The organism is Flavobacterium sp. GSP27 (assembly GCF_003970395.1).
Lineage (GTDB): Bacteria > Bacteroidota > Bacteroidia > Flavobacteriales > Flavobacteriaceae > Flavobacterium.
In genome coordinates this window covers 139,619-152,228 of the sequence record NZ_RYDP01000007.1, presented here as the reverse complement: position 1 = coordinate 152,228, position 12,610 = coordinate 139,619, and the positions used below count along the sequence as shown (strand labels likewise).

General features: G+C 34.9%; 9 protein-coding genes. 1 reads left to right on the top strand and 8 read right to left on the bottom strand.

Going from position 1 to position 12,610, the window contains the following annotated elements; translation table 11 throughout:
• The first annotated feature begins 40 nt into the window (after positions 1-40).
• Positions 41-817, top strand: coding sequence for a rhomboid family intramembrane serine protease (locus EKM05_RS08385; RefSeq protein WP_126458806.1), 777 nt, complete (start codon positions 41-43; stop codon positions 815-817).
• Between the two features lie 54 nt (positions 818-871).
• Here EKM05_RS08385 and rlmB read toward each other — a convergent pair whose 3' ends face one another.
• The 8 genes from rlmB to EKM05_RS08345 form a co-directional block, all read right to left on the bottom strand.
• Positions 872-1,606 carry a 23S rRNA (guanosine(2251)-2'-O)-methyltransferase RlmB gene (rlmB, locus tag EKM05_RS08380; protein ID WP_126458809.1) on the bottom strand — a complete coding sequence of 245 codons (735 nt, stop codon included), beginning with the start codon at positions 1,604-1,606 and terminating at the stop codon, positions 872-874.
• A gap of 70 nt (positions 1,607-1,676) precedes the next feature.
• Positions 1,677-2,543, bottom strand: coding sequence for a hypothetical protein (locus tag EKM05_RS08375; RefSeq protein ID WP_126554568.1), 867 nt, complete (start codon positions 2,541-2,543; stop codon positions 1,677-1,679).
• A gap of 60 nt (positions 2,544-2,603) precedes the next feature.
• Positions 2,604-4,220: a SusD/RagB family nutrient-binding outer membrane lipoprotein gene (locus EKM05_RS08370; protein WP_233589443.1), complete on the bottom strand. Its 1,617-nt coding sequence runs from the start codon at positions 4,218-4,220 to the stop codon at positions 2,604-2,606.
• Between the two features lie 53 nt (positions 4,221-4,273).
• On the bottom strand, positions 4,274-7,480 hold the full coding sequence (locus EKM05_RS08365; protein ID WP_126554566.1) for a SusC/RagA family TonB-linked outer membrane protein: 3,207 nt from the start codon (positions 7,478-7,480) through the stop codon (positions 4,274-4,276).
• A 534-nt stretch (positions 7,481-8,014) separates the two neighbouring features.
• Entirely contained in the window at positions 8,015-9,643 is a 1,629-nt protein-coding gene (pruA, locus tag EKM05_RS08360) for an L-glutamate gamma-semialdehyde dehydrogenase (RefSeq protein WP_126554564.1), read from the bottom strand.
• 164 nt (positions 9,644-9,807) lie between these two features.
• A complete protein-coding gene (gene apaG, locus EKM05_RS08355; protein WP_126451805.1) occupies positions 9,808-10,194 on the bottom strand; it encodes a Co2+/Mg2+ efflux protein ApaG in 387 nt (128 codons plus the stop codon).
• Between the two features lie 81 nt (positions 10,195-10,275).
• Positions 10,276-11,541, bottom strand: a complete 1,266-nt coding sequence (locus tag EKM05_RS08350; protein WP_370275750.1) for a DUF5103 domain-containing protein — start codon at positions 11,539-11,541, stop codon at positions 10,276-10,278.
• Between the two features lie 252 nt (positions 11,542-11,793).
• The gene (locus tag EKM05_RS08345; protein WP_126515877.1) at positions 11,794-12,558 is read right to left on the bottom strand and encodes a class I SAM-dependent methyltransferase; all 765 of its coding nucleotides are present in this window, start codon (positions 12,556-12,558) and stop codon (positions 11,794-11,796) included.
• Between the last annotated feature and the right edge of the window lie 52 nt (positions 12,559-12,610).

Genomic DNA, 12,610 nt, shown 5'->3' with positions numbered 1-12,610 from the left:
AGTTTTTGAATTAAGATGATCGTATAAACAAGTAAGATTCATGGACAAACATTTTAAATTCACGAATTTAGTTATTGGACTGCCTCTTTTTTTTGTGGTAGTATTGTGGTTTGTCTTTTGGCTCGAAATCCGATTTGATTTTGACTTTGTCCAAAACGGTATTTACCCTCGAACATTTTCAGGTCTGCAAGGAATCTTGTTCAGTCCTTTTATTCATAGTGATATAGAGCATTTGTACAACAACTCGATACCTGTATTGGTATTATTGGTCGCTTTACAATTTTTCTATGCGAAACAATCGTTGGCGGTTGTTGGGTATGGAATTCTATTGTCTGGATTTATCACGTGGATTATTGGTCGGGAGAATTACCATATTGGAGCCAGTGGTTTGATTTATGTGTTGTTTAGTTTTATTTTTTTTAAGGGAATTCAAACAAAGTATAATAGATTAATAGCTTTGTCTCTTGCCGTGATTGTTGTTTATGGAGGTTTAGTTTGGTATGTTTTTCCAAGTCCTGAGATTCCAGGTAATAAGTCTATTTCTTGGGAAGGTCACCTGGGAGGGTTGCTCTCTGGATTCCTTCTTACGTTAGTATATAAAACTCCAGAGTATAAAAAAGTCCTTAAGTATGATTGGGAACATCCGGATTATGATCCCTTGGCGGATAAATTCATGCAGCGTTTTGATGCCAACGGTAATTTTGTAAATCTTCCGAGAGACGAGCCTGAGGAATTTGCTTCTTTTTATTGGTGTAGTCTCCCGATTTGTTACACTGTTGTAGCGCATAAAAAAAATGAATCAAAACGGGAGTCTTGATTCATTTTTAGTGAATTTGTTTTGGTTCCCTATTCTTTGGGAAGGGTTTGGAAATTAACTTCTCTGTCTTACCGCTTCGTATAAAAAAGCACCACAAGCTACGGATACATTTAAAGAACCAATAGTTCCAAACATGGGAAGTTTAGCTTTTTCGTCAACAATCTTCAATACAGATGGGTTTACACCACGATCCTCAGATCCCATAATTATAGCAACAGGCTCGTTCAAAGAGATATCATAGATGTTTTGATCTGTTTTTTCAGTTGCAGCAACTGTTTTGATACCGCTTGCTTGCAATAAGAAAATAGCATCTTTGATGTGTTCTACTTTGCAAATTGGAATATTGAATACAGCTCCTGCAGAGGTTTTTACCGTATCACCATTCACAGGAGCTGAGCCTGCTTTTTGGACAATAATACCGTTTACGCCGGTGCATTCAGCAGTTCTGATGATAGCGCCAAAATTACGCGCATCAGAGATTTGATCTAATATTAAGAACAATGGTTTTTTCCCGTTTTCAATTACAGATTCAATCAACGTTTCTAAATCAAAAAAGGAGATAGGGGATATGGTTGCCACTGCACCTTGATGGTTATTGGGCGTTAGTCTATTTAGTTTTTCAACCGGAACATAAGAAAAGTTAATATTACCGCGCTTCATCACTTTCATTAAGTCTTTCATCAGTTCGCTGCTCGCTTCCTTCTGAATGTAGACTTTGTCTACTGTTGCGCCTGCTTGTATGGCTTCGATTATAGCTCTAATCCCAAATATTTGATGTTCTTTTTCCATGGTGCAAATATATAAAAAAAAACCACCATCGTAATGATGGTGGTTTTAGATATATGGAAATTTATTTAATCTAAATTTTAACTAAGTTAAAAGCTTGATTTTGTGACGATCCACTGAAGTTTAATCTTAAGTTAATGTCCCCAGTACAAGAACCTACAGATCCTGATCCAGTCACAGTTACCTTCATCCAGCCTGTGTAGTCGAACTGCTCATTAGCAGTAACAGTTGCCACTGCATTTGCAGGGTTGATTGTTACTATCATATAGGATGTCGAAGGATTGTTTAAGTATGGATTGTTTGTATTTCTAATTCTAAATGTATACGATCCATCAGTGGATACGTATTGAACAGGCACTATATCTCCAACTGAGTAGTCAGCCCAAGCATCAGCAGTTACTTTGTAGTTACCATTGAAAGCAGCTGCATTAGCTAATGGACAAAAGAATTGAACTGAATATACGAACCCTGATGAGAAGTAAACTCCACCTACAACTGTACTAGAAGAGTTAGTATTAGTAAATGTTCTACCATCAGTTAACACTAATTCTAATCTCATTGTAAATTTATCGGATGTAGTGTAACCTCCAGTTGTAATCCCTAATTTAGCCAGAGTCTCAGCAAGTGTAGCACTTACTTCACCTGTAGGTAAATTATTAGATCCTTTTGGAAAGGCTGTTGCGGAATATGATTTCACTAATTTTTCGGCACTTGTTACTCCATTTTTAGTGTGTTTTACATACAATCTAACTTCTGATAGAAGATCTCCATTTTTACTATCTTGTTCTTCAATATTTACTGACCATTTAGAAGTTGTATCAAAGAAATTAAAAGTAGATTGGTTTACTTTTAAAGTTCTTAAAATTGCGCCTCTTGTAGTGTTGGCAAGTACATTGTCTGCAGTACTTTCATCACCACTACAAGATTGTAATAGTACCATGCCCATTGCAAGTAAGCAATACGTTAAGTTTTTTATATATTTTTTCATGTTTAATATTTATTAGTTACCAATTGGAAATCCAGTTGTAGCATTGTTATCCCAGAATACTCTTGCTGAAACGCTAGTTTTTTGCTTCATATTTGAATTAGAAGAAGATTCATTTGCTGGATATAAAAATGATCTTATAAATTGCCCAGGATTTGGTTCTAGATTTGGTTGAATTCTTTGAGGGAATCCAGTTCTTCTATAAAAGTTGTATGCATCTGTTCCGTTTCCGAAAACCGAGATGAACAATTCTTTCGCAAGAATTTCTCTTTGACCTGTTAAAGTAGCAGCATCAAATTTATTTCCAACTTCGTTCATATAAGTTACATCTCTTGTTGTAGCAGGTACAGTTGATACTATAGCACCAGCATCTCTAGATATAAAAGCTCTCACTTTAGTGAATGATTTTTGAACTCCAGATAAAATAAATGCTTTTGCACTTCCTATACCTCCGTATAACGCAGCTTCAGCTCTGTAGAAATCCATAGTAGAACTTAGTAATATTGGTGTAATTCCATCTCCTTTAGCTCCACTTAAGTTATTTACAGTTTTAAATGTGTTATCATCAAAACGACCTCCTGCAGGATAAACTCCATAAGCAGTTTTCTTGTCAGCATCTGGTGGAATACCAAAATTGTCTCCATGATCTCTGCCCCAGTATCCATTAGCTACAGTACAGTAAGTATAACCTCCGGCTACGTAGTGAGCTGGAGCTGGTTCAATAGAACATTTTAATGTAGTAGGGTCAATTGGTGATTGTCCGTTTAACTGTCTGTAGAAGTAGAATTTCATTCTAGGGTCAGCTATAGACTTGTCACTTAGCATTAAATCCATAAACCAGTTTGATTGGTATTCAGAAGTACCTGTAGTTAAATAGTTGTCTCTGTATAAAGGACTTCTTCCATCAGGGTTGTTAACATTTGAATTCCAGTCAAATTGGAAATCATCTGAAGCAGTTTGCATAAAGTTTCCTGTTGCTACAATAGTATTAAAACTAGCGATAGCTGAAGGGTCAACTAATCTTCTTTGAATGTAGATTTTCATCTTAATAGAATTAGCTAACTTAATCCACTTAGTCCAATCTTTATTGTAATAAAAATCATTGAAAGTAGTTGTTGTTGGACTAGTTTCTGAAAAATTTACAATTGCTTTATCTAGTAAAACTAAAGCAGCATTGTAAATTGAAGCTCCAGTATCTGCCTTTGCATTTAGATTAGTAGCTCCTAATAAAGCTTCAGTATAGGGGACATCACCAAAAAAGTCAACTAAGTTAACAATAGTGTATGCTTCTAATACCTGTCCCATACCAATATGGCGTTTCAATCCTTTTTCTGCAGCTTTAACATTCATTAATTGGATGTTCTTTAAAACTGTTTGATAAGAAACTGCCCATTTTGAGTCTAATGTAGCAGGGCTATAAGCATTTTCATAACTTCTACCAAACATATTAGTCATCCTTGTTACTTCCATACTTGTTCTACCATAAGCTTGCATGTTAAGTGCAAAAGAACGTTGAACACCATTTAAATAGAAATCCACATCTGCCTTGTCAACAGATAATGCATTTGGATCCTCTTTCATATCCATGTCTATTGTCTCGCAAGAAGAGTATAATAATGCCCCTAAGAACAAAATTATTACACTTGCTATTTTTTTCGTATTGTTCATAATTGTTATTTTTAAATTTAGAAACTTGCTTTAATACTAAAACCATATCTTTTAGCCGTTGGGCCATTCAAGTGGTCAAATCCTTTACCATTACCTACTCCAAGACCAGCTACGTTAGGGTCGAAATTGATTCCTTTAGGAGTATTTATAGCATTGTAATACAAGTTGTTACCTGATACAGATATAGATAGAGCTCCAAATGGGGTTTTATCTAATAATTTACGTGGTATGTTATATCCAAAAGATATTTCAGAAAGTCTAATTACAGTTGCGTCATAAATTTTCATTTCGTCAGCACCAGCTATAATATTACTGAAATAATTATCTGAATTGTTGATTTGAATATCATTTACAGATCCATCAGCTTTTACACCAGGAAGAATATATGTATTTAATCTATCTACTGTATCAGTTGTAAGACCTCTACCTAACAAAGTTGCGATTGTTTGTGAAAACATATCTCCACCTGCTGTATAATTAATTAAAAATCCAAAATTAAAATTTTTGTATGAAAAACTATTAGAAACGTTTAATATATAATCAGGGTTTGGATTACCAATGTTAAAGATACCTTGTTCGATTTTATACAAACCAGTACTTTCTACAACTTTATTTCCATTAGCATCTCTTTGAATTCTACTACCTACAATTATCCCAAATTGTTGTCCAGGAATTGCAGCGTTACCTAAGTTAGAATATCCATCATAAACAATTTGTTCTGTGTCAGGGCCTAAAGAAGTAACGATAGATTTAGATTTAGTTACGTTAGCACTAACATCCCAGTTAAATCCATTGTTTGCGTGATTTATAACGCTTACACCTAAATCAACTTCAAAACCTTCTCCGTCAATTTGACCGATATTTGTTTTTGTTGATCCAAATCCAGAACTTGGAGGTAATGGTCTGTCGGTAATTAAATCTTTTGTTTTTCTTTTGAAATAAGAAAAATCTAAACTTACTCTATTACTCAGAAATTTGGAATCAAAACCAAGTTCAATCTCAGTCAATAGTTCGGGTCTCAAATTAGGATTTCCTAAGTTATTTGAAGCTGATACAATAGGAAATGTAGTTCCTGCATCGTTTATGTTTCCTCTTGGAGCTAATGTTACGTTGTTTGAAACTGGATATCCTGTTGCAAATCCAGCAGAGGTACCATAACCCATTCTTAATTTCAAATAATTTAAACCCTTATCTGATGCTATTTCAGAGAATATTTTTGTTGGAATAAGCGCTAAACTCGCACTTGGGTAATCCAAAGTATTAATATTTGTATTAGATACCCAGTCCTTTCTTTCAGAAAGTGTCAAATAAGCCCATTTATTATAATCAAGTTCAACTTGACCATAGATACCTGCAATATTTCGGCTTTCTGAGTACTGAATTGGCGTTTGTGTTTTGAAGTTGAAGTGTCTAAATACTCCAAATCCTAATTGCTCTACACTATTAACTCCCTGACGGTCATATTTAGTGGATCTGGAAGTTGCCCCTACACTGAAATTCAGTCCTAAATTATCAGTAAGCGTGTACTGACCGGTTACTAATATGTTATGATCCCATATTGTATTAAGGTTATCAAATGTTCTGTAGTCTCCTAAAACCGGTCCAGAGGTAGATGCTCCTCCAGAACCTTTATTAGTTCCTGAAACGTTTCTTTCAGTATAATTATCAATACCTACTCTATACGTTATGTTCAAATTGTCGTTAATGTCGTATTTCAAAGCTGAATTACCAAAAACTCTATTTGTTAATTGTGATGTGAAAGCATTGTTTACTGTCCAATTTGGATTTACAATTCCACCATCATTTCTGTAATAAACACTTCCTCCTGTAATAGGATCTTGGAAAGGTAATCCCATCAGGTCTACGTTACGAGGTGTGTAAAACACATCTGAAAACACAGACAAACCTGTTCCTGAAGCTCCTGAGCCTGTACTTAAAGCAACTGGTGGGCTTTTAAAATTAGTATTTGAATAGTTTAAAGTTCCGCTAATTGTAAATTTATTACTTAAAGCAGACTTACCACCAATAGAGATTGAATTTCTACCTAATTTGTTACCAGGTGTAAATCCTTCATCTTCTAAATGACCAAAGTTAAAGTTGAAACTAGTTTTTCCGTCAGCTGAAGCTCCAGCAATATTAACAGAAGTACTAGCAACTATACCTGTTCTAAAAAAATCTTTAACGTTGTTTGGTTTTGCAGAATAAGGTACTCTTTTACCAATATATTCTGGAAAAGCAGAATTTAAGTTTGCTCTGTCGTATGGGTGTTTGATTGTGCCATCAGCAGCAATTCCAGAATTTGGATTTGTGTAACCACCAATACCATTTGGATAAAATCCAGGACCCCAGTTACTGTAGAAGTTACCAAAAGCTTGGTCAAATCCGTTACCAAATTTATTTTGGTAATCTGGTAAAGATGCTATTTCGTTAGCAAAAAGGGATTGACTTACAGAAATCTCTGTTTTTTTAGGTCCTTTTTTTAAACTTCCACTTTTTGTAGTAATTAAAATTACACCATTTCTACCTTCAGTTCCGTAAAGTGTTGCAGCTGCAAATCCTTTTAGGATACTTACGTTTTCAATGTTGTTCGGATCTAAATCCAAGAATCTACTTGAACCAGAGTTACCATTAATAAATGAACCATTAGCATTCGTGTCTGAGCTAAAAGGAACTCCATCAACGATGAATAATGGTTGAGATGATCCACTAACAGAGTAGTTGCCTCTAATGTTGATGTTTGTTGCGGAACCAGAAATACCACTACCATTAATGATTTGCACTCCTGAAGCCTTTCCGCTTAAAACCCTAGCTATATCACCTTCTGACCTTTGTTCTAGATCTTTTGCTTTAACTTGGCTAACTGCGTAACCAATTGCTTGTTTCTCTCTTTTTATACCTTGAGATGTAATTACGACTTCTTCTAGAGCTTGTGAGTCTTCCATAAGTTTAACCTTCAAGTTCTCGAAATTTGCTACTCTTTCCTGAGTTTTCATTCCAATATAGCTAAAAATCAAGATTTGGCTTGATGTAGCTTTGATTGAAAATTTTCCGTCAAAATCAGTTTGTGTCCCTGATTTAGTCCCTTTTACTAATACACTGACTCCCGTGATAGGCATTCCTGCATTATCAGAAACGATCCCTGAAACAGATCGTTCTTGTGCAAAGGTCAATTGCGTCACAAGTACTAGTAGTAGTACTAAGAATCCATTAAACTTTAGTTTCATAGTTATGATTTTTGGTTATATTCTTCAAAAATCTAAATTTTAAGTTAAAAATCCTAATCTTATCTTAATTTTTTATTTTATATAATAGTAATTAACCTTAAAAAATGTTTTTTGTTTCTTTTTAAAGCCAAAAAATTGAACTAATTATAATTTTAGTATTGTTTTTTATTTTATTGGGCTAATTAATTCTTTCCAAAGACGAATCAATTAATTGAAATTATTTTCGATAAAGGCCAGTCTGTTTTCTTGAAAAGATAGAATTCGATTTGTCTGAAAAATAAAAGGGAAGTCAAAAATCGCTAAAGTTTCATTGCGCTTTTTTAATAAAGTAACAAAAACAATCCAAAGGATGTAATTGGGGTGGTTTATAAATAGTTTTCAAAGGGGCAATCAGTTTGGAAAAGTATTTATTGGATAACAGCGTTTTTTTGGTGTTAACGTCTAGTCCTAAAAAAAATCCCAAGATTCAATTGTTTTGAATCTTGGGATTTTTTATGAAATACATTGTTTGGTGAGGTGAATTCCTCATTATAGCTATTCTCCTAAGAAAGGGTATCTGTAATCTACCGGAGTAACGAAAGTTTCTTTGATTGTTCTTGGAGAAGCCCAGCGCAATAAGTTCAATGGAGAACCTGCTTTGTCATTGGTTCCTGAAGCTCTTGCTCCGCCAAAAGGTTGCTGCCCTACAACGGCACCCGTTGGTTTGTCATTAATATAGAAGTTACCGGCAGCATTTTGTAATTTTACTGTCGCCACTTCAATGGCGTAACGGTCCTGACTGAAAACGGCTCCTGTTAATGCGTATTCAGACGTTGTATCTACCAATTCTAGTGTTTCTTCCCATTTTGCATCTTCATACACAAAAATAGTCATAACTGGTCCAAATAATTCAGTTGCCATGGTGGTATAATGAGGATTAGTCGTTACAATTACCGTTGGCTCAATAAAGTATCCAACTGATTTGTCATAGTTCCCGCCAACGATAATCTCCGCATCAGTATCTTTTTTGGCTTGGTCTATAAAACTGACCAATTTATCAAAGGAGCCTTCATGAATAACGGCAGTAATAAAATTACTAAAATCTTCTGGAGATCCCATTTTCATTGATTTTACATCAGCAATAATTTGCTCTTTTACAGCGGGCCATAAGCTTTGTGGGACATAAGATCTAGAGGCTGCAGAGCATTTTTGCCCTTGGAATTCAAATGCGCCTCGAACAATTCCCGTAGAAACTTGTTTAGGGTTTGCGCTTGAATGCGCTATGATGAAATCTTTTCCGCCTGTTTCCCCCACGATTCTTGGGTACGTTTTGTAATGGTGAATGTTTGTTCCAATTTTTGCCCAGATATCTTTGAATACGTGAGTGGAACCTGTAAAGTGAATTCCAGCAAAATCCCGACTTGCCAGAATGGTATCGGTAATCATTAAAGGGTCTCCAAAAACTACATTGATAACTCCATCAGGAACACCAGCTTCTTTGAACACTTCGATTATAATTTGCGCAGAAAAAACTTGACTATCACTTGGTTTCCAGATTACAACGTTCCCCATCATTGCGGCGCTTGCTGGAAGATTTGCGGCAATTGCAGTAAAGTTAAAAGGCGTGATCGCATATACAAATCCTTCAAGAGGTCTGTACTCTAGACGGTTCCACATATCTGAGGTGGATGCCGGCTGGTCTCCATATATTTGAGTCATGAATTCTACGTTGAAACGTAAAAAGTCAATTAGCTCACATGAGGCATCAATTTCGGCCTGATGAACATTTTTAGACTGAGCAATCATGGTTGCGGCATTAATTCTGGCTCTGTAAGGGCCAGCAATTAATTCAGCGGCTTTAAGGAAAATGGCTGCGCGCTGTTCCCAAGCCATGTTAGCCCAAGCTGTTCTTGACTCTAATGCATTTGCAATAGCTTTCTCGATATGTGATTTTTCGGCAAGATGATACGTTCCTACACTATGTTTGTGGTCATGAGGCGCTGACATTGTTTTGGTATTCCCTGTTCTAATTTCTTCGCTTCCTATATATAATGGTACGTCAATTTTAGAATTCCACATTCTAGTATAAGCGGCTTGTACGGCGGCTTTTTCAGGTGAATTTGGCGCATACCCTTTTACTGGTTCGTTTACTGCTTTTGGCGCATGAAAAAATCCTTTTAGCATGATATTGTAATTTGATAATCTGTTTGAAGAGATTAAGATTAGAAAATTAAAAAATAAATTACTCGATATTTTATCAAAAAATTACTGTACTGCAAAAGTACAAAGGATAATTTTAAAATTGATAAAATAGGAATAAGAAAAAGGAATATTTTAAGCGAAAAAAATTAATTTAAAGCAAAGGGAGCACACAATCGGAAGGTAGGTACAATGACTTTGAAGTTTTTTGTTGAGGTAAAATTAATCATGTTAAAATACCCTTTCATCGCACCATAAGGGGATGATAATAGACAACCGGAACTATAGGTGTGAAATTCGCCAGGTTTTAAAACAGGCTTTTTCCCAATTACCCCTTCGCCATCAACAATTTCGATATCATTTAAGGAATCATAAATTTCCCAATGACGCGAGATCAATTGAACGGAATCTTTACTGTGGTTTTCAATAGTAATTTCATAACTAAATGCAAAATGAAGCTTGTAGTTCTTAACGTACGTACCTTCAAAACTAGTCAATACTGAAATTTTTATACCTCTTGTTATTTGAGAAACCATATTAAATGGGTGTGTAGGAGTTTAATACTAACAAATTTACAAAAAAAGGGTATCGTTTTGTTGAATTTTATGAAAGTTTTTTTAATTGATGGTGTTTATTGAATTTGCCATTCCTTTGCCCACAGCCCTGTCATAACGACCTATGTTTTCTCTGTAATAGACTACTATGGTATATTCATTTTCTGTTTGATAAAAATTGCCATCTATCGCATTTTCCGGATCAAGAACTCCTTTGTCATCTGCAACAAGGTATTGAAAGTTTGTGAACCCTTGTTTTATTAAAAGAGCCTTTTCATAAAGCCCTTTTTTAGGATTATAGTCCATCTTATATTCAGGGATTAATGCGTAGTTATTGAACATACCGGCAACATAAATATTTTTATTCATTCTGAAAGTGGGGGCCGAAAGACTGAAATAGACCCAGGCATAATCCGCTTCGAATTCGCTGTCAGCAGCGCTTATATTCTTGACTACAAAAGCTCCATTAACATCTTGGGTAAAGGAATACGGAAAATTGGCTCTAGCAGCATTAGTGTATAAAAAAGAACCATAAATAGGGGTGCTAAAGTCTACCCGACCAATGTTGTTGTTTGCGGCTCTGATGTCTTTATTTTCGAAAAACAAAAACTCATTTCCCGCCCAAAACTGCGTTTCAGTATCGTATTTGTAGATCAAATCATTTCCTATCGTATACTGCGGAATTATATTTTTTATACCGCTATTTAGTTGTCCGTTTTGAAGTAATAGCACTCTGACATTCCGCAACGGAGTTTGGAAAACAATGGAATTAGATTTAATCGCAAAATCTAAATTGTGTTTCAATTCGATAGTGCTGATTGTTCGTGCTCGTTTGACTTGAATAGGAACCGTGACCAGATCTTCGTATAAAATAAATTTTCTCGAAAACAGGATGTCTTTATTTTCATCTAAAACCTTTATCATATAATTTCCGCTGATTTTTAATTGGAGCGTAAATTGATTTGGAATGGCTAATTTGTAATGCGAATAGATTTGTAAAGTATTAAAAGAGTTGGTGTACTCCTGAATTCTCTGGTTGTCAAAACCCTCTAAATATTCGTTTTTAGGTATTGCCGTTGGGTTCCAGTTGTAATCGCAATGAATTATTTCATAATAATAATTGGCTTCATTGCCAAAAAGATCATCAAATTGCAATTGAAATCCTTCGCCTAGTTTTAAAATTGGAATTATAGTTTGGTCATTTTGAACAAATGAAATGGTTTTAATGTGGTATGGCGGAGCAACTTCTTTTTCTATTTGCGCCAAAGAAACGCAGGAATAAAATGCAGTAAGCATAAAAGCAGCTATTTTGAGCAAAGGGTTTTCCATTTTATAAAACGTAAGATTGTGTAAATATAGCAATTACCTTTTGTCTTTGGTTCATCTAGTTTTTACATTAATTATTTCGAAAGTAATAGCTGTCAAAATCGTTTTAATTCGTTCCAGTCTTAAAGACTAACTGATTATTTGTATTACAAATAAACGGCTTATAAGAAAAATCAACTGACGCACTACTAAACTAAAAACCTGCTAAAAAGTAACTTTAGCAGGTTTTTTTATGGTGTAAATTTATACTTTCAATTATTTGAAACAAACCGGTATAATTTCTCCTTTGGCCAAACAATATTTTTCTACTAATTCAGGCGTAATTTTATCAGTATACTCTTCTTCGATTACTTTAAAACCGATACTTCGTAATTTATCAAAATAATCACGGCCATAAATACGGACATGATCGTATTGACCAAATATTTTAGCACGTTCTTTTTGATCGGTAATGGAATCATCTGCAAAAGTGGTGGCTCTGGATAAATCCTGTGGAATTTGTAAAATTGCCATTCCGCCCGGTTTCAAAACCCGATACAGTTCCTGCATTGCTTTGGTATCATCCGGAATGTGTTCTAAAACATGATTGCACAGAATAACATCGTATTGATTGTCCTCAAAAGGTAAATTACAAATATCTGCTTTCACATCTGCTAACGGTGAAAACAAATCGGTTGTCGTGTAATCTAGATTTTTCTGGTTTCGAAACAGTTTATAAAAAGCTTGTTCCGGTGCAAAATGTAAAACTTTTTTTGGAGACGTAAAAAAATCAGTTTTTTCATTTAAGTACAACCATAATAAACGGTGTCTCTCTAATGAAAGGGTACTTGGTGAAAGCACATTGTTTCTTTGTGTTCCGTAACCGTAAGGTAAAAAAGTTTTAAAGCTTCTTCCGTCAATTGGATCAGTGAATGTAGTTCCTTTTAACGCAAGTGCAAGAACTGGGCGTGCCACATAACTTAAACGAATAAGTATGGGCCGCGGAATGGTATTGAGTATAAGTTTAAAGAGTTTTTTCATTGTTGTTTCACAAAGATTCGCAAAGTAAACTCAAAGATTCACTAAGTTTTTT